This window comes from Amycolatopsis sp. MEPSY49 (assembly GCF_051337345.1).
Lineage (GTDB): Bacteria > Actinomycetota > Actinomycetes > Mycobacteriales > Pseudonocardiaceae > Amycolatopsis.
The window spans coordinates 110,142-129,954 of sequence record NZ_JBDLYJ010000016.1 but is presented as its reverse complement, the minus strand read 5'-3'; the positions used below and the strand labels follow the sequence as shown (position 1 = coordinate 129,954).

Sequence of the window (19,813 nt, the reverse complement as noted above, 5' to 3'; positions counted from 1 at the left end):
ACTACCTCCGTACTCCGGTGCGGTCGCGGGCCGCACGAGCCCAGGCGGCCGCGACGACCGCGTTCGTCAATGCCGCGGCCCGCCATCGGGGGGACACCGCGGCCAGGCCGAGCATGCTCACGCTGTGGGCGGCATCGGCGGTCCAGCCCCACCGCGCGACCACCCCGTCCGGGCGCCGCAGGGTGGCCGCGCCCTGCGCGAGGTGGCGCACGGCGAGCACCACCGCGAATTTCCGCGGGACCGGCAGGTGACGCGAGGCGATCAGCACCCCGCCGGCCCAGACCATTCGCGCCGCCGCGATCTCGCGCGTCATCGGGAACCTCGCCGTGCCAAGGCGATCCCCGCCGCCGCGGCCACTCCGAGTGCCGACCACGCCGCTGTGTGTTTCCGGCGTCGCGGGACCTCGGCCGGCTCCGCCAGCCCGCTCGCCAGCAGCTCCGCCAAGTGCATCCCTTCCCGGCCCCCGCTGTCCAGCTGGTGCAGCTGAGTCCGGCAGCTGAACCCATCGGCGAGCACCGCGGTCTCCGGCGCGGCCGAACGCACCCGCGGCAGCAACACCCGCTCCGCGCAAGCCTCCGACACCCCCAAGTGCCCCTTCTCGAACCCGAAGTTCCCCGCCAGCCCGCAACACCCGGAATCCAGCCGCTCGGCGTCGACCCCGGCGGCGGAAAGCAACCGCGCGTCAGCGTCCCAACCGAGCACCGCGTGCTGGTGGCAATGCACCTGGGCAATGGCCTTGGCGGACACGCGCGGCGGCCGATACCCCGGAGAATGGCCGGTCAGCAACTCCGCCAGCGTGACCGTCTGCGCACGAAGCCGCCGGACGTCCTGGTCACCCGGGAACAACTCCGCCGCGTCGGACCGGAACACCGCCGTGCAGCTGGGTTCCAGCCCCACCACCAGCCCACCGGAACGCAGGTGCGGAGCCAGCGAACGGACCGTGCGCGCCAGGATGTGCTTCGCCACGCCCAGCTGGCCCGTCGAAATCCACGTCAACCCGCAGCACAGCGCCGCCTGCGGCATGGTCACCCGCCACCCCGCGTCCTCCATCAGCCGGACCGCCGCCTGCCCGACGTGCGGGTGGAACGAATCGGTGAACGTGTCCGGCCACAGCACCACCGTCCCGCGCGCGCCGGGGCCGGACGGCCCGCGCCGCGCGAACCACTGCCGCAGCGTTTCCCCCGCGAACAACGGCACTTCACGATCCTCGACGCCCGCCGCGAGCGTCGCCAGCCGGGACAGCCCCGGCGCGTGCGTCAGCGCGTTCACCACCCGGCCGGCCCGCAGGCGGCCCACGACCCGGGCGAACGCCGGCAGCCACCCCATCGTGAAGTCCGACCGCGGCCGCCGCCACGGGCGGCCCTCGTAGTGGTGCGCCAGGAACTCCGCCTTGTACGTCGCCATGTCCACATTGGCCGGACAGTCGGTCTTGCACCCCTTGCACGCCAAGCACAGATCGAGCGCGTCGCGAACCTCCGTGGAGCGCCAGCCGTCGGCGACGGGGCTGTCGCCGTGCCCGTCCAGCATCTCGAACAGCAACCGCGCGCGGCCGCGCGTCGAGTGCTCCTCCTCGCCCGTCACCTGGTACGACGGGCACATCACCTGGCCGCCGCTCGTCGTGTGCTGCCGGCACCGGCCGACCCCGACGCAGCGGTTGGCCGCCTGGGCGAACGAACCACCGTCGTGGGGGAACCGGAAATGCAGGTCCTGCGGATCCGCCGGGCTCCAGCCGGCGCCGAGACGCAGGTGCTCGTCGAGCCGCGCCGGCGCGACCACCTTGCCCGGGTTCATCCGGTTCCCGGGGTCGAAGACGGCCTTGAGCTGCCCGAACGCCGTCACCAGCCCGGTGCCGAACATCTTCGGCAGCAGCTCGCCGCGCGACTGCCCGTCGCCGTGCTCGCCGGAGAACGAGCCGCCCAGCGAGGCGACGAGGTCGGCGGCGCGCTCCATGAACCGGCGGTAGGTGGCGACGCCGTCGGCGCTGTAGAGGTCGAACGGGATCCGCGTGTGCACGCAGCCCTGGCCGAAGTGGCCGTACAGGCTCGGCCCGGTGTCGCCGGCGTACCCGAACTCCTCGTATAGCGCGGAAAGCTTCCGCAGGTACTCGCCGAGCCGCTCGGGCGCGACGGCGGAGTCCTCCCAGCCTTCGAACGTGTCGGCCTTGCCGGGCACGTGCGCGGTGGCGCCGAGCCCGGCTTCGCGGACCTGCCAGAGCTCGTTCTCGCGCTCGGGGTCGTCCAGGAATTCGACGTCGGCTTCGTGCTCGGTGTCGTGCAGGGCGTCGAGCATCTTGTGCGCTTGGCGGTCGGCTTCGTCGTGCGTCGACGCGGCGAACTGGACCATCAGGAACGCCCGGCCCTCCGGCATTTCCCGGAGGGCCTGCGGGTTCATGTCCTTGATCTGCTGGTCGCGGATCAGCTTGTGGTCGACGCCTTCCAGCGCGACCGGCTCGTGCGGCAGGATCGACGGCACGGCGTCGGCCGCCTTCGCGATGTCCGGGTAGCCGAGCACCACCAGCGTCCGCTCGGGCAGCACCGACACCAGTTCCAGCTCGGCCCGCAGTACGGTGACCAAAGTGGACTCACTGCCGACCAGCAGCCCGGCGACGTCGAACCCGTGCTCCGGCAACAGGGAGTCGAGGTTGTAGCCCGACACGCGACGCGGGATGTCCGGGAACCGGCGGCGGATCTCGTCGGCGTACTCGTCGCGCAACCGCCGCAGCTGCCGGTAGATCGCCGCGCGCGGGTCGCCGTGGTGTTCGATCCCGGCGTACTCCTCGTCGGTCGTTTCCCCGCACCAGAACCGGGTTCCGTCGTAGGTGAGCACCTCGAGCCGCCGGATGTTGTCGACGACCTTGCCGGTCCGCTGGGCCGTCGCGCCGCAGGAGTTGTTGCCGATCATGCCGCCGAGCGTGCAGTTCATGTGCGTCGCCGGTTCCGGCCCGAACCGCAGACCCGTGTCGGCCAGCTGCCGGTTCAGCTCGTCGAGCACGATCCCCGGCTGCACGACGCACGTGCGCGCGTCGGCGTCGACCGTCTCGAGTTCCGTGCAGTACTTGGAGAAGTCGAGCACGACGGCGGTGTTCGTGCACTGGCCGGCGAGGCTGGTGCCGCCGCCGCGCGAGAGCACCGGCGCCCCGAACTCCCGCGCCACCGCGATCGCCGTCACGGCGTCCTCCGGCGTCTTCGGCACGACGACGCCGATCGGCACCTGGCGGAAGTTGGACGCGTCGGTCGAGTACGCCGCGCGCGTCCCGCGGTCGAAGCGCACTTCACCGGCGACGCGCTCACGCAGGGCCGCGGCGAGCGCGCCGGTGTCCAGGTCCTCGTGGTCGGGGTGGCGCACCACGGGGTCGGGGAGCTGGACGGTTCCCATCGCGGATCCTCCTTCAGAGTGCGTATTCGGCGGCGGCCCCGGGCCGGAAGGCGAGTCCGTGGCCGGGCGCGGTGAGCAGGGGGGGTGACGGTGCCGCCGGCCGGGTCGAGGCAGCCGTCGAAGAGCAGCCGTTCGATCCGGTCGTGGTCGGCGAACCACTCGATGTGCCGGAAGTTCTGCGTGGCCACGGCGGCGTGCGCGGAGAGGTTCGGGGCGCAGTGGGCCGAGACGTCGCGGTTGACCGCCGCGGCCAGCGCCGCGGCGCGCCGCCACTCGGTGTAGCCGCCGCAGCGGGTGACGTCGACCTGGAGGCAGTCGACCGACGGCAGCAGGCGCGCGAAGTAGGGCAGGTCGTAGCCGTACTCCCCGGCGGCGATGTCCGGGCCGCCGGGGAAGCGGGTCGCCGCGAGCCCGGGCAGGTCGTCGCTCGAGACGGGCTCCTCGAACCACGTGACGCCCCACTCCAGCAGCCGCTCCGCGACCCGGCGGGCCTGGCCGGGGGAGTAGGCGCCGTTGGCGTCGACGTAGACCTCGGCGTCGTCGCCGACCTTGTCCCGCGTCACGGCCACCCGGTCCAGGTCGCGGGCCACGCGGGTGCCCGCCGACTCGCCGATCTTGATCTTCACGCGGGGGATGCGCTGCCGGCGGACCCAGTGGTCCAGCTGCGCGACCAGCTCGCCGTCGGTGAGCGTGGTGAACCCGCCGCTGCCGTACACGGCGACCTCGTCGTGCACCCGGCCGAGCAGCCGGCTCACGGGCAGGCCGAGCGAGCGGGCGGCGGCGTCCCACAAGGCGATGTCGACGGCGGACATCGCGCACGAGACCAGGCCGGGCCGCCCGAGGTTGCGGATGGCGTGCTGCATGGCCGCCCAGCAGGCGGGGACGTCGAGCAGCGGGCGGCCGAGGACGGCGTCCGCGAGCACGCCTTCGATCAGCGGCACGCAGGCCGCGTCCGCGTACGTCCAGCCGAGCCCGCGGATTCCGCCGGCCTCGGCGTGCACGACGACGATCGTGGTGGCGTCCCAGGCCAGGGTGCCGTCGGCCTCGGGCGCGGGCGCCGGCACCCGGTAGGCCCGGGCGCCGACCCGCTCGACCGTCGTCACCGGTTCTTCCCGGGCAGGAACTCCTGCAGCTTCGTCTTGACCCCCTGGGCCACGAGGTGGAACGCGTCGGGGTCGCCCTTCAGCACCGCCTGCGCGGCCGACTTCACCTGCTCGAACGTCGCGTGCGGCGGGATCGGCGGCACCTCGGGGTCGCAGCGGACGTCCAGCACCGCCGGCTTCCCCGCGGACAGCGCGGTGTCCCACGCCGACGCGAGCTGGTCCGGCTTGTCGACGGTGACCGCCGTGAGGCCCAGCGAAAGCGCGAAGCCGGCGTAGTCGACGTCCGGCAGGCTCTGGGACTCCTCGAACTTCGGCGCGCCGCCCATCGCGCGCAGCTCCCAGGTGACCTGGTTCAGGTCGTTGTTGTGGAACACGCAGATCACGCAGCGCGGGTCGCTCCACAGGTGCTGGTAGCGGGCGATGGTGATGAGCTCGGCGAGGCCGTTCATCTGCATGGCGCCGTCGCCGACGAGGGCGATCACCGGCCGGTCGGGGTGGGCGAACTTCGCGCCGATGGCGTACGGCACGCCCGGGCCCATCGTGGCCAGCGTCCCCGACAGCGACCCGCGGATCTCGCCGCGGATGCGCAGGTTGCGGGCGTACCAGTTGGTGGACGAGCCGGAGTCCGCGGTGACGATGGCGTTCTCCGGGATCCGCTTGGACAGCTCGGACACGATGGCCATCGGGTTGACCGGATCGGCGTCGACCGCGGCTTCCTTTTCGACGGTCTCCCACCAGGAAGCGACGTTCTTCTCGATCGTCTCGCGCCACGACCGGTCCGGTTTGCCCGTCAGCCGGGGCAGCAGCGCGCGCAGCGTGGCCGCGCTGTCGCCGACGAGGTTGACCTCGGTCGGGTAGCGCATCCCGATGAACCGGCCGTCCAGGTCGATCTGCACCGCCCGCGCCTGGCCGAAGTCCGGCAGGAACTGGCTGTACGGGAAGTTCGAGCCGACGATGAGCAGCGTGTCGCAGTCGCGCATGAGCTCGTAGCTCGGCCGGGTGCCGAGCAGCCCGATCGAGCCGGTGACGTACGGCAGCTCGTCGGACAGGACGTCCTTGCCCAGCAACGCTTTCGCGACACCGGCGCCGGTGACCTCCGCGAGCTGCCGGACCTCTTCGGCGGCGCCGCGCGCGCCCTGCCCGACCAGGACGGCGACCTTCTCACCCGAGTTGAGCACCTCGGCCGCCGCGTCGAGGTCGCGTTCGGGCGGGACCGGCACGGGCCACGCCGTGCTCGGCGGGCTGGACGGCACCTGCTTGAACGCGTGCTTCGGCGCTTCGTACGGTTCTTCCTGCAGGTCGGCCGGGATGATCAGGGCGGTCGGGCAGCGGCCTGCCTCGGCCGTGCGGATCGCCCGGTCGAGCGCGTTCGGCAGCTGCTCGGCGACGTTGACCTCGACGAGGTATTCGCTCGCGACGTCCTTGTAGAGCGCCTGCAGGTCGATCTCCTGCTGGTAGCTGCCGCCCATCGCGCTGCGCGCGGTCTGCCCGACGATCGCCACGACCGGGACGTGGTCGAGCTTGGCGTCGTAGAGCCCGTTGAGCAGGTGGATCGCGCCGGGGCCGGACGTCGCCATGCAGACGCCGACCTTGCCGCTGAACTTCGCGTAGCCGACCGCCGAGAAGGCGGCCATCTCCTCGTGCCGCGCTTGCACGAAGCGCGGCTGGTTGTCCGCTTTGCCGAACGAGGCGACGAGGCCGTTGATCCCGTCGCCGGGGTAGGCGAAGACCTGCTCGACACCCCACTCGCGCAAGCGCTGGAGCAGGTAGTCGCCGACTGTCTGAGCCATGAGTACTCCCTGTGCGTCTGGGCTTCCGATGGACGGTTACCCGTGCGGCGCCCGTGGAATCGCAGTACCCGCTTTCGCGTCGTACTATTCTTGCGTGACGCAAATGTCCTCCGAGTCCGATGGGCCCGATGCGGCGCTGGCCGTGCTCCGGGCCATGGTGACCATCGCCGACGCGACGGTCGGGCGGACCACCGAGCAGCTGACGCTCACCCAGTTCCGCGCGCTGCGCGTGGTGGCCGACCGGACGCCGGTCACGGTGGGCAAGGTCGCGCGCGAACTGGCGTTGAACCCGTCGTCGGTCACCCGGGCGTGTGATCGGCTGGTGGCGCTGAACCTGCTGGAAAAGGCCCCCAACCCGCTGAACCGCCGGGAGACCCTGCTCGCGCCGACGGCCCCGGGTCGCCGGCTGGTGGACCGCGTCGACCGCGACCGGCGGCAGGTGCTCGCGGCCGTGCTCGGGCAGCTCGACGCCGACGACCGCGCCGCGGCGGCCGTCGCTTTCGAACGGTTCGCCGAAGCCGTCAAAGCGTACGAAACGGATTTCCGGTCACTGTTGCGTGACGCAAATTAGGGCGGCGGTGCTCGTTTGAGCTTCCCGGGCCCGGGTATCCGCGGGGCAGCTCGATCTTTTGGGAGGTCTTTCGCGGTGGCACAGCGTGACGGAATCACCGAACCGTGGGGGACCAGGACGCCGTACGGGCCGGGGGACCCGTGGCCGGTCCGCGTCGACACCCGGCTGGCCGACGGTGTCCGCCCCGAGGACGTCGACCGCTGGGTCCGCAGCGCCGCCGTGCTGCACTCCAACGGCGACGGCCTCGACATCGCGGTCGCCGGCGGCCGGATCGCCGGGGTCCGCGGCCGCGCCGACGACCGCGTCAACCGCGGCCGCCTCGACCCGAAGGACCTGTTCGGCTGGCAGGCCAACAACGCGCCCGACCGGCTGACGACACCGCTGGTGCGCAAGCACGGCGAGCTCACCGAGGCGAGCTGGGACGAGGCGATGGACCTGATCGTCCGGCACAGCGATGAACTGCTCGACGAGCAGGGCCCGGGCGCGCTCGGGTTCTACACCAGCGGCCAGCTGTTCGCCGAGGAGTACTACACGCTCGCCGCGATCGCGCGCGGCGGCCTCGGCACCAACCACCTCGACGGCAACACGCGGCTCTGCACGGCGACGGCGGCCGCGGCACTCAAGGAGTCCTTCGGCTGCGACGGCCAGCCGGCGTCCTACGCGGACGTCGACCACGCCGACGTCATCGCGCTCTTCGGGCACAACGTGGCCGAAACGCAGGCCGTGCTGTGGTCGCGGGTGCTCGACCGGCTCGCCGGGCCGAACCCGCCGGCGCTGCTGTGCGTCGACCCGCGCGAGACCCCGGTCGCCCGGGCGGCGACGCTGCACCTCGCGCCGCTGCCCGGGACCAACCTGGCGCTGATGAACGGCCTGCTGCACGAGGTCGTCGAGAACGGCTGGGTCGACCGCGAGTTCGTCGAGCGCAGCACTGTCGGCTACGACGACCTCGTCGGGACGGTCGCGGACTACCCGCCCGAGCGCGTCGCGGAGATCTGCGGCCTCGAAGCACGGGAGATCCGCGAAGCCGCCCGGCTGGTCGGGACGGCGTCCCGGCTGCTCTGCACGGTCCTGCAGGGCTTCTACCAGTCGCACCAGGCGTCCGCGGCCGCCGTGGCGGTCAACAACCTCGTCCTGCTGCGCGGCATGCTCGGCAAGCCGGGCGCCGACGTCCTGCAGATGAACGGCCAGCCCACCGCGGAGAACACGCGCGAATGCGGCGCCGACGGCGACCTGACCGGCTTCCGCAACTGGGCCAACGACTCGCACGTCGAGGAGCTGGCTTCGCTGTGGAACGTCGACGTCGGCAAGATCCCGCACTACGGGCCGCCGACGCACCTGATGCAGATGCTGCGCTACGCGGAGACCGGCACCCTGCGGTTCCTCTGGGTTTCGGCCACCAACCCGGCCGTTTCGCTGCCCGAGCTGCGGCGCATCCGGTCCATTCTGGACTCGCCGCGGCTGTTCCTGGTGGTGCAGGACGCGTTCCGCACCGAGACGGCGGAGTTCGCCGACGTCGTGCTGCCCGCGGCGCTGTGGGGCGAGAAGACGGGCACGTTCACCAACGCCGACCGCACGGTGCACTTGTCGGAGAAGGCGGTCGATCCGCCCGGGCGGGCGCGGCCGGACCTCGACATCTTCCTCGACTACGCGCGGCGGATGGACTTCCGGGGCCGCGACGGCGAGCCGTTCCCGCAGTGGCACGACGCGGAAACCGCTTTCGAAGCGTGGAAACGCGCGTCCGCGGGGCGACCGTGCGACTACAGCGGGCTGAGCTACGCGAAGCTGCGCGAGGTGAGTGGCGTCCAATGGCCGTGCACTTCGGACAGTCCTGACGGGACTGAACGGCTGTACGCCGACGGGAAGTTCTTCGCCCAGCCGGATTATTGCGAGAGCTACGGCCGCGACCTCGTCACCGGTGCGCCGATGGAACCTGCCGAGTACCGGGCGATGAACCCGGACGGGAAGGCCATGCTCAAGGCGGCGGGGTACGTCCCGCCGCACGAGACGCCGGACGAGGACCACCCGTTCTTCCTCATCAACGGGCGCACCATCTATCACTTCCACACCCGGACGAAGACCGGCCGGGCGCCGGAGCTGCGCGCGGCCGCGCCGGAGGTGTGGCTCGAGGTGTCCGAACGGGACGCGGCCGCCGCCGGGCTCGCCGAGGGCGACCTCGCGGAGGTTTCGACGCCGCGCGGCCCGTCCGCGCCCGCGTCCGGATCGGCGGCATCCGCGACGGCGTGCTGTTCCTGCCGTTCCACTACGGCTACTGGGACGTCGACCACCCGGCGGGCAAGGACGGCGACCGCGCGGCCAACGAGCTGACGTTCACCGACTGGGATCCGGTGTCGAAGCAGCCGCTGTTCAAGACGGCCGCGGCCGCGCTGCGCCGGGTCGGCCCGGTGCCGGCCCCGGCCGTCGAGCCGGTTCCCGCGGCGGTGGAGGAGGACGTCCGATGAAACTCGACCTCGTGGTGCGCGAGCTGCACCGCGCGGAGAAGGCGCTGGCCAGGGACCTGCTCAAGACGTCGGACCGCCACCACGCGGAGCACGAGGTCCACCACGTCGCGCGCGACCTGGCGGCGTGGTCGGCGGAGCACGTCCGCGAGATCGCCCGCGCCGGGCAGGCGTTCGACCTGGACCTGGACGAGCACGTCCCGGGGCCGGGGCCGCTGGAACCGCTGCGGACGGCGCTGGCCGACCTGACCGGCCGCCGTCCCGAGCCGGGCGTGCTGCTGCTGGCCGACCTGCGCCGCTTGCACCGCCGGGCCGCGGGCGTCTCGCTCGACTGGGAGCTGCTGGCGCAAGGCGCGCAGGCGGCTCGTCACGGTGACTTGCTGGAGCTGGCGAGCCGGTCCCACCCGCAGACGTTGCGGCAGCTGAAGTGGACGAACGCCATGCTGAAGGTGCCCTCGCCGCAGATCCTGACGAGCTAGGTTAGCTTTCGCGGTGGGGGGTATCGCGTGCTCGTGCTGCCGACGGTGAAGGACCTGCCGGACCTGGTCCACCTCTTCGAAACCGAGGGCGGCGACCTGTACGTCCGCTGGTCACGCGGTCCGGAGGTCGACCTGGCGGACTCGGCGTCGAGCCGCGACGGGCTGACGGGTATCCCGCTGCCGGGGCTGTCGGCGAACTCGTTGCGCCGCGAGCCGTGGTGGGGCGACCGGTCGGTCCGGCTGTGGCTCGCCCGGCGGTTGTACGACTACGAGCACCTGCGGGACCTGCGCGGCCCGGGCGTCCGGCCGTGGGTGCTGCGGGCCCGGGAGATCGCGCGCGGACCGGACAACGAGCCGCTGGTGGCGGCGGTGGAGCCGCTGGCGTGGGTGGCGGACGAGGTGCTGCGGGAGGCCCGCCGGCTGGTGGACGAGCAGGGCTCGCCCGAGTGGGGACCGATGGACCGCCGAGCCCACCGCTGACGCCCTTTCCGCTTGGCCCCTGGGCTCCGGCGCCCACAGCCCAACCCGCCCGGCTGGCCGAGTCGGCCGCGGGCGCCCAGCCCTCGGCTCACCCGGGCCGCCGGCTCGCCTGGCATATACACCGCGCCCGCCGGTTCGCTCCTGCCCGGTCAACCGGGGTGCCGTCGAGGTGTGGTCCGGAGGTGAGCCGCCACCGGCTGAACCGGCTCGCGGAGGCGGTCTGTCGCGGCTGGTCAGGGATGTTCCCCGGCGCGGGTCCGGTGTTGCGCAGGACGGTGACCGAACGGGCAGCGGTGGTGGATCCCGGCCACCGCGCCCGTCGGTCAGTGGTCGGCAGCCTTGCGCCGGGCCGTCTCGAGACCGCGTACGAACGCCACCGGGTCGGCCCCGAACCGGTCGAGCACGCGGTGGCGGATCCCCGCCGCCACCACCGTCGCGCCGACCGCCCACACCGCCACCACCACGACCACCGCGGGCGCCGGCAGCACCCGGCCCAGGAACGCCAGGCACACCGTCGCGGCCAGGGCCGCGATGCGGGCCACGCCGCCGTACCAGCGGTCGGCCGGGCCCGCCGAAAACACCCGTGTGCCGGAGAGGTAGAGCGTCAGGCCCACCGTCGTGAACCAGCCCGCCGCCTGGGGCGGGGACTCGTGCAGCGACAGGTTCACCCCCGCCGCGATGAGCAGCAGCGCGAACGCCGGGAACAGGTGGCCGCCGGCGTAGAGCGAATACGCCAGCGCCGGGTTGCCGCCCGAGAGGTCGAGCATGCGCTCGTACATCCGCGCCGCCGACGCGAAGTACAGCCACCACAGCGCGGCCGCCATCACCAGGCCGGCCGCCAGTGAGGCCCAGTACGCGAGGTCGTCGGCCGGGCGCTCGAGCGCCGCCGTGCCGACCGTGATCACCAGCTCGCCGAGCAGCAGGATCATGAACAGCCCGAACCGCTCCGCCAGGTGCGCCGAGTCGACCGCCAGGTTCGGGTCGCGCGGCGGCGCCCACATGCTCCGCCACCTCGCCTCGCGTGTCGGGCGCTCCCGGCGGTCACCGCGGTGCCGGTCGCCGAGCAGCAGGAACCCCGCCTCCTGCAGCAGCGCGAACACCCACAGCGCCCACGCGTACGGGATGACCGCCGACACGCCGAACAGGACCGCCGAGATCGTGTAGCCCCAGCTGATCCGCCGCTGGTCGAGCCCGTCGCGGGCCGGCCAGCGGTGCGCGGCCGCCAGGATGAGACGGACCCCGGCCATGGCCGCCGCGAAGATCGCCGGGTGCCCTTCGAAGACGTGGTGCGCCTGCGTGGCGGCGATCCCGCAGGGGATCGTGCCGGCGAGGACGAACAGCCGGTCGGCGACGCGGTTGTCGTCGCCGCGGCGGTTGTACAGCACGGCGAAGCCGATCCACGTCCACCACAGCGTCGCGAACAGGCCGAGCGCGGCGGCCACGCGCGCCCAGTGCGGGTCCGCGACGACGCCGTGCGCCACCTGGCCCACCGCGAACACGAAGACCAGGTCGAAGTACAGCTCGACCCAGCCGACCCGCTTGCCGCCGCCGGTTTCGTCCACATCGGTCACGACGGCGATTCTGCCGCCTCCGCGCCGGGGCCCCGCAGGCGGGCGCCGCGGGAATTAATAACACACCATTCGAACAATGGGCTGAATTCGTCCCGGCAACCCCTGTGGGTAATTCTGCCGCCAATGCGACGCGGTGATCGTTTACCGATCGGTAGGCCCCGGAGCTGCGCGAACACCCTTGTACGGTGTACAAGCAGCGATCATCGGGACACGATGCGTGAACTGCCGGACGGAATCGCGAGCAATTCGATCCCGGCGTTCCGAAACGCCGTTGCCCAGGGTTGACAAGGATGCCGGGCGTGGGGTTCTCTGCTGGTCGGCTCGATCAACGCCACGTCTGCCCCGGTCCGGGAGCCGGGTTCGGAAAGTCCGCCGGGACGTCCGTGATCGGCCCTGGGGCCCCCTCGTCCTGTCCGAGTTCGACGTCAGCCGTGCGCGCGGCTGGGAATCGAGCGATTCCGCCATGCACGAAAGCAGATCCACGCCCCGCCTGCCGGTGGACGCCGCGTGGTGGCCGGCGCACTGGAGCGTCCGCACCAAGATCAGCGTCGTCCTCCTGCTGCCGGTCCTGGTCGCGGTGGCGCTCGCGGAAATCCGGATCCAGGGCGAGCTCGACCGCGCGACCGCGCTCAGCGCGGCCCGCGACCGGCTGCCGGTGCTGCGCGACACGATCGACCTGACCGCGTCGCTGGGCGAGGAGATGGTCGCCGCGGTGGCGGTCCCGGCCGGCGCGCCGAACACGCTGACCGCGGCCGTCGACGCGAAGGTGGCCGCCGTCCAGCGCGACACCGGCTTCGCGCCGCTGCCCGCCGACACCGGCCGCGCGCTGAACACCGCGCTGGGCAAGCTCGCCGGGATCCGCGCCGCGGGCGCCGGCGGCGGCGACGTCCGCACCAAGGCCGCCGGCTACAACGACATCATCGCCACCCTCGGCGACCTCGTGCCCGCGTTCGTCCCGGCCGACGCCGGCACCGAAACCGCGGCCGGCGCGGAGACCACCCGGCTGCTCGTGCACCTGCGCGCCGAGCTGGCCACCGAGGAGACCTACGCGCGGGCGGCGCAGAACAGCCCCGGCGACGCCTCACTGCGGCCGGCCGTCGTGCAGACCGCCGCCGAGCAGGAAGTGCTCGGCGAGCAGGTCGAACACGAGCTCGCCAGCGACCGGCTGAACCGGTTCAAGGCCGCGACGAGCTCCGCCGAAGACCGCCTCGACACGCTGCAGGACCCCGGCAAGGGCGGCACCGCGACGCTTGCCTCCTTCGCCCCTTCGATCGCCGCCGAGACCACCGGCGTGACGGCCGTGCTGAACGACGTCTCGGCGAAGCTGGCGAGCGACGTCTCGGCCGCGGCGGACCGGGCCCGGTCCGACTCCCTGCGCGACGCCGCATTGGTCCTCGGCTCGCTGCTCGGCGCGCTCGCGATCGCGTTGCTGGTGGTGCGCTCGCTGGTGACGCCGGTGCGCCGGCTGCGCGCGGCCGCCCTGCGCGCGGCGAACGAACAGCTCCCGGAGACCGTCCGGCAGGTCCGCGAGGGCCACGACGTCGACTGGCGCGCGGTGCCCGATTCCGGCGTCAAGACCGAGGAGGAGATCGGGCAGCTGGCCCGGGCGTTCGACGACATGCACCGGCAGGCGGTCCGGCTCGCCGTCGAGCAGGCCGAGCTGCGCAAGCAGGTCAGCGAGATGTTCATGACGCTGTCGCGGCGGAGCCAGTCGCTGGTCGAGCAGCAGCTGTCGATCATCGAGGACCTCGAGGCGGGCGAGCAGAACCCGAAGCGGCTCGACGAGCTGTTCCGGATCGACCACATCGCGACGCGCCTGCGCCGCAACGGCGAGAACCTGCACGTCCTGGCGGGCGGCCGACCGGTCCGCCACGGCCGCGAACCGGTCCCGACGCGCGACCTGCTGCGCGCGGCGACGTCGGAGGTCAAGGACTACCGGCGGGTGGCGATGGGCAACGCGCCGCGCAGCTCGGTGCAGCCCGAAGCGGCCGCGGACGTGGTGCACATCCTCGCGGAGCTGCTGGAGAACGCGACGCGGTTTTCCCCGCCGGAGCACAAGGTGGCGCTGACGGCCGACCGCGGCGCCGACGGCGGGCTGCTCATCGAGGTCGTCGACCAGGGGCTGGGCATGACGCCGGCGGAGCTCGCGGCGGTGAACGAGCGGCTGGCGGCGGCCGGGACGGTCGGCCCGGAGACGACCCGCCGGATGGGGCTGTTCGTGGTCGGCCGGCTGGCGTCCCTGCACGGGGTGACGGTCCGGCTGCGCGCGACGGGCACGGGAGCCCGGCACGCGGGGGTGACGGCGAGCGTCCACGTCCCGGGCGCGCTGGTGATCGCGGACCTGGCCCGCCCGATCGGCGCGGGGAGGCTGGTGTCCGCCGGAGCGAACCGCAACGGCCACACCCGGCCCCCGGAGGTGCCGGCGCAGGCGTCGACGCCGATCTTCGAGCAGGTCGTGACGAGCTGGTTCACCGAGCCGGTGGCCAAGCCGGTGGTGCGGCGCAACGGGTCGGCCGGGCCGGGGGAGTGGCCCGCGGTGGGGAAGAAGCCCGCGGACTCCGCGGGCCGCGCCGATTTCGCGGCCGATCGGATCGCGCCGGCCGACGAGCCCGGCCGGACCGCAGTGGCCGGCTCGGCCGGCTCGGTCGGCCGGGGCGAAGCGGCGGAGTGGTCCGGGCAGGCTGGAAGCGCTGCGGCGCAGGGGACCTCTGTGGCTGGCTCGGCCGGTCGCGGCGACGCGGCGGACTGGCCCGGCCAGGCTGAAAGCCCTGCGGCGCAGGGGACCTCTGCGGCCGGTTCGGCCGGTCGCGGCGACGCGGCGGACTGGCCCGGCCAGGCTGAAAGCCCTGCGGCGCAGGGGACCTCCGCCACCGGACCGGCCGACCGCGGCCAAGCGGCGGAGTGGCCCGGCGTGGCCGGAAGCCCCGCGGTGCAAGGGAATTCCGCCGCCGAACCGGCGGACTCGGCGGGCCGCGGCGAAGCGGTGAGCCGGGTCGAACCGGCTCCGGCCATCCCGGGCGCGGACTGGCCCACCTCGGTCGAAAAGCCCGTCGCGCGGCCCGAAAAGCCCGTCGTCGGCGAGTGGGACACCCCGGCCGACCGTGCGCGGCAAGCCGCCGAAAGCGCTCTCAAGCCCGTCGCCGCGCAACGGCTCACCGATGCCGGCCTGCCCACGCGGCGGCCCGGGGCCCAGCTCGCGCCCGGCGCGGCCGTCCCGCGCGTGCGCGAGCAGAGCGGCGGGTCGTTCCGCGACGCCGCCGCCGTCCGCACCAGCCTCTCCCGCCACTACCAGGGGATGCGCGCGGCCCGGCGGGAGACCGCGGCGCGCGCCGAAGAATCCGGAAAGGACGAAGTGGATCCGCGATGACGGAACTTCCCGACGTGCCGCGCCGCGCCGGCACCGAAGCCCGGTCCCTCAGCGGGACACTGGCCTTCCCCGGTTCCGCCGCGCCGCCCGAACGGACGGCGACGCTGAACTGGCTGGTCAACGGGTTCGTGCAGGACGTGTCGGGGGTCGCGCACGCTGTGCTGGTCTCGGCCGACGGCCTGCTCGTGGCCGCCGACGAGTCGTTGCCCCGCGAGCGCGCCGACCAGCTGGCGGCGATCGCGGCCGGCCTGTCCAGCCTGTCGCTGGGCACCGCCGAGCTGTTCACCGCCGGGCGGGTGGTGCAGTCGGTCATCGAGATGGAGCAGGGGTTCCTGCTGCTGATGAGCGTCGGCGACGGCTCGAACCTCGTCGTGCTCGCCTCGACCGGCTGCGACATCGGCCTGGTCGGCTACGAGATGACGATGCTGGTCGAGCGGGTGGGGCAGAAGGTCGACGTGCCCGCGCGCGAGATACCGGTGGCCCAGGACCACCGGTGATCGACGACCCGCCGCCCGGGCCGTACGGGGAGGAGCCGCGCCGCAGCGCGTCGCTGGCCCGCCCGTACGCCTGGACGGAAGGCCGGACGGCGCCGGCGGTCGAGATCGCCGTCGAAGCGCTGGTCGAGACCACCGCGGCGGGCCGCGCCGAAGCCGGCTACCTCGGGTCGAGCGCGCTGGCGGAGGTCACCGAGCTGTGCCTGCGGCCGCGGTCGCTGATGGAGATCGCCGCGCTGCTGTCGCTGCCGCTCGGCGTGGTCCGCGTGCTCGTGTCGGACCTGATGCAGGACAACCTGGTGATCGTCCGCGACACGCTGTCGGACACCTCCACCTGGGACGAGCGCCACGACCTGATGGAACGCGTGCTGTACGGGCTGCGCGACCTCTAGCACCGGAAGGACTGATCATGGAGCACTTCGCGCTCGGGCACTGGCTGCTCGTGCTCGCGTACCTGACGTCGGTGGTGGGCTGCGCGCTCGGGCTGGCGTGCGCGGTGCAGGCCCGCCACGCGGCGAACCCCCGGCACCGCATGCGGTGGCTGGTGCTGGCGGCGGTCTCGATCGGCGGCGTCGGCATCTGGCTGATGCACTTCGTGGCGATGCTCGGCTTCAGCACCCCGGGGATGCCGGTCCGCTACGACATCTTCCGCACGGTGCTGTCGGCGATCCTGTCGGTGGCGGCGGTGTTCGCCGGCCTGCTGGTGGTGGGCGGCCGCGCGAAGTTCGGCTGGTGGCGCCTCGCGCTCGGCGGCGTGATCACGGGCCTGGCGGTGAACGTCATGCACTACACGGGAATGTCGGCCCTGCGGGTGAAGGGCGACTTCGGCTACGACGGCGGTCTGGTGGCGCTGTCGGTGGTGATCGCGGTGGTGGCGGCGACGGCGGCGCTGTGGTTCGCGGTGTTCCTGGACCGGCTGTCGCTGCGGTTGCTGGCGGGGTTCGTGATGGGCGCGGCGGTCACGGGCATGCACTACACGGGCATGGCGGCGGTCCGGATGAGGATGGACATGAACGCCCCGGACCCGGCCGGGGTCGAGGTGTTCTCCTTCCTGTTCCCGGTGTTCGTCCTGGCGGCGATCGCGATGGCGGTGCCGCTGTGCGCGGTGCTGATGGCGCCGGCGGTGTCCCCGAAGGCCGCGGAGCCGGAGCCGGTCACGGTGTGAGCTGCTCGCGGATGGCGTCGGTGTCGACGAGGGACCAGATTTCGGCGATCTTGCCGTCTTCGTAGCGGTAGAAGACGTGCTCGACGAAGGAGACGCGCTTCCCGGTCGGCGGAATGCCGCGGAAGGTCCCGGCCGGGGTGCAGTCGAACCGGATGCGGCACGCGACCTGGTCGCCTTGGACGACGAGGCGTTCGACGGCGTAGTGGAGATCGGGGATCTCGGTGGCGTCGCGCTTCAGGAGGTCCTGGAACTCGGCGACGCCGAGGGTGCGGTCGTTGTGGACGACCGGGTCGTGCGCGAACGCGCCGAGGTCGGCGAAGCGCCGCTCGTTCAGGCAGGTGAGGTAGGCGCGGTAGCGCTCTTCGATGTCCGCCATGGTGCTCCTCGGTGGTGTGGACGGCCCGCGAGGGGGGACTTCCCCCGCGGGCCGTCACCTCAACCCCCTACAGGATGCACAACAGCGAACACGCGGTCGCCGACGACCACCCCGTGTGCGACGGCGGAGTCCCCGGCGAGACGTTCACCGGCACATAACTCACCTTCGCCTGGTTCGTGATCGGGAACAGGTTCAGCAACGCGTACGTCGAGCAGTAGACCTGCTTCGACTGACCCGCCGCCAGCGAGAACGGACCCGTCTGGCACGACGGCTCCACGCTGTCCACCACGTGCGCGGACGTGATCCCGACCGGGCCGAGGTCCGTCACCGTGATCCGCCAGTACGCCGTCGCGTTCAGCAGGCCCAGGAGCCCGACCCCCGCCTGCTTCGCCCACGGTCCGGCGCCACCCGGGCCGCACTTCGAAGCCGACGACGACGTGCAGATCTCCTTCTCCACCTTGACCTTCGGCGTGCACGACGCGCCCGGCGCGACCGGGAGCGTCACCGTGTTCGAGGTGAACGAACCCGTCGAGTCCGTGCCCGACGCCGTGTTGGCCACCGACGACACCGCGCAGTCCGCCGAGATCGTCGTGCGGAAGCACAGCTGCGGCGCGTCGCCCGCGTAGTCCACCACCAGCCGGCCGGCGAACCCAGCCGCGGAGTGCAGGACCAGCGTGGTCGTCACCGTGATCGACGGGTGCGCCGCCACGGAGACCCCGGTCAGGTCGACCGAGCCGTCCGGGGCGAAGCCCGGCGTCGGCACCGTGGCGCCGTCTTGATCCACCACCGTGACCCGCGACGCCGCGAAGTCGACGTTCGCCGGATCGACGCCCGTCAGCCGCGCCGCCGTGTAGCCCTGGACGTGCGACCCGCCGTCGCAGTAGAAGTCACCCGGCTTCAGCGTCACCTGCCCGCCCGAACGGACGCACGGCGTGGCCCCGGTCGTGGGATCCATCGAGAACAGCACACCCGCGTCGCCCAGCCCGATCAGGCAGCCGGACGGCGGGTCGTACGAATACCCGTAGTCCCGCGTGGCCCCGCCGTTCACCGTGGGGTGCGAGATCGGACCCGGCAGGCCCGCGCACGCCGTGCCCGTCGTCCAGTCGTGGCAGAGCGCCGCACCCGCGTAGCCGCCGTTCCAGATCGGCAGGTAGCTGCGCACATGGCCGGCGGGATCGGTGACGACCTCCGGTGGGAAGGCGTACACGCCGGCCGGCAGCGCCGCCGGGCCCGGCGGGGCCGCGAGCGCGGACCCGTCCAGCGCGTAGCACGTCGTCACGTCGGGATTGCCGGTCGTCGTCGTGCACGCGCCCACCGGGGCACCGCTCGCGTCGAACGCCGTGTAGTCGTTGTAGGTGAAGTTGCCCGGGGGACCGGCCGGGCGCGGGGACGCCCAGTTGGCGCACGCCGTGGCCGTCGCCGGGTCGAAGCAGCCCAGCGACGGCTGCTGCCCGGTGCCCGGGTTCGACGTCGACGCAAACACCTTGCCCGCCACGACGGTCACCCCGCCGTAGACGTACGGCTGGTTGACCGCCGGCACGATCGGCGCGTACGGCTGGCCGCCGCAGGCGCTCTGCGTGGCCATCGTCCAGCACACCACGGCGCCGGAGCTGACGATGCCGTACAGGTTGCCGCCGACCGCCACGAAGCCGCCGATGCTGCTCACCGGCGGGGAGCCGCCGGTGGGGGACAGCGCCGAGTACCCGCAGTTGGCCGCGGCGGCCAGGTCGAGGCAGCCGACGCCGACCGAGGACGCCGTGACGGCGGGGTAGTAGACCTTCGCGGGCGCGGCGGGGTCGCGCACGTACTGCTCGACCATGGTGCTGGCGATGTCCCCGGCCCCCAGGGTGCCGAGCGGTCCCGGTGCGGTGTTGAGCACCTTCGGCCACGGGCCGCCCGGGCAGCGCTGCCCGGTGGCGAGGTCGGTGCAGACCACCTTCGGCGAAGTGGCCCCCAGGTGGTGGTAGATGTTCCAGGCCTGCAGCGTGCCGCCCGGGGTGCGGTACAGGATCGGGGTGAAGCCGTCGCCGCCGGTCGCCGTCGTGACCGCCTGCACGGGCGGGGTGAGGGCGCCGGACAGCGACGTCGCGTCGGGCCCGGCGTCGGGGTCGGTCGCCCGCACCGCGGTGACGCCGGACGCGGGTTCGGTGCCGGTGAAGGTGGTGCCGTCGGTGGACCACGACGGCGTCCAGCCGGGCGGCGCGTGCAGCGAACCGGACTGGAACGCCTGACCCGCGCCGATCGCGTCGGTGATGGTGGCGGCGCCGGACCCGGTGGCCTGGTCGTCGTAGCCGATGACCCAGTTCGCGGTGGCGCCGTGGTCGGCGGGGGAGCCGGTGCCCTGCACGGACTTCGTGAGCCCCGAGACGGCGGCGGCCTCGGCGGTCACGGGCAGGGCGGCGGTGCCGGCCGCGACGAGCACGAGGGGCAGCACGGCGCCCAGCATGCGTCTTCGCATGAATGGTCCTCGATTCTTTCACGGGAGTGGATTCCGGGAATCGTTTTCCCGGCCGAAGGAAAATCCTATGCCGTGCCGGGAGTGTGTAGAAGCGCTCTCACCCGGGCGCCAGAAAGGCGATGCCAACA

14 protein-coding genes and 1 pseudogene are annotated in these 19,813 nt (G+C 72.9%); 8 read left to right on the top strand and 7 right to left on the bottom strand.

Translation table 11 applies throughout. The features are described from left to right. Nucleotide 1 precedes the first annotated feature (1 nt). From ABFJ78_RS43620 to ABFJ78_RS43605, 4 genes are read right to left on the bottom strand one after another with little or no spacing between them, the layout of a single operon-like run. Nucleotides 2–313, bottom strand: a complete 312-nt coding sequence (locus ABFJ78_RS43620; RefSeq protein WP_436393326.1) for a hypothetical protein — start codon at nt 311–313, stop codon at nt 2–4. Further along, nucleotides 310–3,270: an FAD-binding and (Fe-S)-binding domain-containing protein gene (locus ABFJ78_RS43615; RefSeq protein WP_436393372.1), complete on the bottom strand. Its 2,961-nt coding sequence runs from the start codon at nt 3,268–3,270 to the stop codon at nt 310–312. Before ABFJ78_RS43615 ends, ABFJ78_RS43620 begins: the two co-directional genes overlap by 4 nt. Beyond that, a complete protein-coding gene (locus ABFJ78_RS43610) occupies nt 3,165–4,478 on the bottom strand; it encodes an enolase C-terminal domain-like protein (RefSeq protein ID WP_436393325.1) in 1,314 nt (437 codons plus the stop codon). Before ABFJ78_RS43610 ends, ABFJ78_RS43615 begins: the two co-directional genes overlap by 106 nt. Continuing rightward, nucleotides 4,475–6,268, bottom strand: a complete 1,794-nt coding sequence (locus tag ABFJ78_RS43605) for a thiamine pyrophosphate-requiring protein (protein ID WP_436393324.1) — start codon at nt 6,266–6,268, stop codon at nt 4,475–4,477. Before ABFJ78_RS43605 ends, ABFJ78_RS43610 begins: the two co-directional genes overlap by 4 nt. 103 nt (nt 6,269–6,371) lie before the next feature. Between ABFJ78_RS43605 and ABFJ78_RS43600 the strand changes: the two genes are divergently transcribed. The 4 genes and pseudogenes from ABFJ78_RS43600 to ABFJ78_RS43585 all read left to right on the top strand — a co-directional run bounded on the left by ABFJ78_RS43600 (nt 6,372) and on the right by ABFJ78_RS43585 (nt 10,254). Then, complete coding sequence (locus ABFJ78_RS43600) at nt 6,372–6,839, top strand: MarR family winged helix-turn-helix transcriptional regulator (protein WP_436393371.1); 468 nt, start codon at nt 6,372–6,374, stop codon at nt 6,837–6,839. A gap of 75 nt (nt 6,840–6,914) precedes the next feature. After that, nucleotides 6,915–9,298 (top strand): annotated as a pseudogene (locus ABFJ78_RS43595) (molybdopterin oxidoreductase family protein). Beyond that, nucleotides 9,295–9,774, top strand: a complete 480-nt coding sequence (locus ABFJ78_RS43590) for a hypothetical protein (protein ID WP_436393323.1) — start codon at nt 9,295–9,297, stop codon at nt 9,772–9,774. Before ABFJ78_RS43595 ends, ABFJ78_RS43590 begins: the two are co-directional and overlap by 4 nt. Before the next feature lie 27 nt (nt 9,775–9,801). Next, nucleotides 9,802–10,254 carry a DUF6098 family protein gene (locus ABFJ78_RS43585; RefSeq protein ID WP_436393322.1) on the top strand — a complete coding sequence of 151 codons (453 nt, stop codon included), beginning with the start codon at nt 9,802–9,804 and terminating at the stop codon, nt 10,252–10,254. 323 nt (nt 10,255–10,577) lie between these two features. Here ABFJ78_RS43585 and ABFJ78_RS43580 read toward each other — a convergent pair whose 3' ends face one another. Next, nucleotides 10,578–11,825, bottom strand: a complete 1,248-nt coding sequence (locus ABFJ78_RS43580) for a low temperature requirement protein A (protein WP_436393321.1) — start codon at nt 11,823–11,825, stop codon at nt 10,578–10,580. A gap of 463 nt (nt 11,826–12,288) precedes the next feature. On the opposite strand from ABFJ78_RS43580, the gene ABFJ78_RS43575 reads away from it, so the two are divergent. From ABFJ78_RS43575 to ABFJ78_RS43560, 4 genes are read left to right on the top strand one after another with little or no spacing between them, the layout of a single operon-like run. Continuing rightward, complete coding sequence (locus ABFJ78_RS43575) at nt 12,289–15,192, top strand: ATP-binding protein (protein ID WP_436393320.1); 2,904 nt, start codon at nt 12,289–12,291, stop codon at nt 15,190–15,192. After that, a complete protein-coding gene (locus tag ABFJ78_RS43570; protein WP_436393319.1) occupies nt 15,189–15,689 on the top strand; it encodes a roadblock/LC7 domain-containing protein in 501 nt (166 codons plus the stop codon). The genes ABFJ78_RS43575 and ABFJ78_RS43570 overlap by 4 nt, the downstream gene beginning before the upstream one ends. After that, entirely contained in the window at nt 15,686–16,078 is a 393-nt protein-coding gene (locus ABFJ78_RS43565) for a DUF742 domain-containing protein (RefSeq protein ID WP_372661808.1), read from the top strand. Before ABFJ78_RS43570 ends, ABFJ78_RS43565 begins: the two co-directional genes overlap by 4 nt. A gap of 17 nt (nt 16,079–16,095) precedes the next feature. Continuing rightward, the gene (locus tag ABFJ78_RS43560; RefSeq protein WP_436393318.1) at nt 16,096–16,851 is read left to right on the top strand and encodes an MHYT domain-containing protein; all 756 of its coding nucleotides are present in this window, start codon (nt 16,096–16,098) and stop codon (nt 16,849–16,851) included. Here the strand turns inward: ABFJ78_RS43560 and ABFJ78_RS43555 are convergent. After that, nucleotides 16,841–17,227: an ester cyclase gene (locus ABFJ78_RS43555; protein WP_436393317.1), complete on the bottom strand. Its 387-nt coding sequence runs from the start codon at nt 17,225–17,227 to the stop codon at nt 16,841–16,843. The genes ABFJ78_RS43560 and ABFJ78_RS43555 overlap by 11 nt on opposite strands. 67 nt (nt 17,228–17,294) lie before the next feature. After that, on the bottom strand, nt 17,295–19,685 hold the full coding sequence (locus ABFJ78_RS43550; protein ID WP_436393316.1) for a DUF7617 domain-containing protein: 2,391 nt from the start codon (nt 19,683–19,685) through the stop codon (nt 17,295–17,297). Nucleotides 19,686–19,813: the final 128 nt, after the last annotated feature.

What these genes read in the sequence shown, in the direction of transcription:
- ABFJ78_RS43620 (WP_436393326.1), bottom strand. Translation starts at nt 313, where the DNA reads ATGACGCGCGAGATCGCGGCGGCGCGAATGGTCTGGGCCGGCGGGGTG.
- ABFJ78_RS43605 (WP_436393324.1), bottom strand. Translation starts at nt 6,268, where the DNA reads ATGGCTCAGACAGTCGGCGACTACCTGCTCCAGCGCTTGCGCGAGTGG.
- ABFJ78_RS43600 (WP_436393371.1), top strand. Translation starts at nt 6,372, where the DNA reads ATGTCCTCCGAGTCCGATGGGCCCGATGCGGCGCTGGCCGTGCTCCGG.
- ABFJ78_RS43590 (WP_436393323.1), top strand. Translation starts at nt 9,295, where the DNA reads ATGAAACTCGACCTCGTGGTGCGCGAGCTGCACCGCGCGGAGAAGGCG.
- ABFJ78_RS43575 (WP_436393320.1), top strand. Translation starts at nt 12,289, where the DNA reads ATGCACGAAAGCAGATCCACGCCCCGCCTGCCGGTGGACGCCGCGTGG.
- ABFJ78_RS43570 (WP_436393319.1), top strand. Translation starts at nt 15,189, where the DNA reads ATGACGGAACTTCCCGACGTGCCGCGCCGCGCCGGCACCGAAGCCCGG.
- ABFJ78_RS43560 (WP_436393318.1), top strand. Translation starts at nt 16,096, where the DNA reads ATGGAGCACTTCGCGCTCGGGCACTGGCTGCTCGTGCTCGCGTACCTG.
- ABFJ78_RS43555 (WP_436393317.1), bottom strand. Translation starts at nt 17,227, where the DNA reads ATGGCGGACATCGAAGAGCGCTACCGCGCCTACCTCACCTGCCTGAAC.
- ABFJ78_RS43550 (WP_436393316.1), bottom strand. Translation starts at nt 19,685, where the DNA reads ATGCGAAGACGCATGCTGGGCGCCGTGCTGCCCCTCGTGCTCGTCGCG.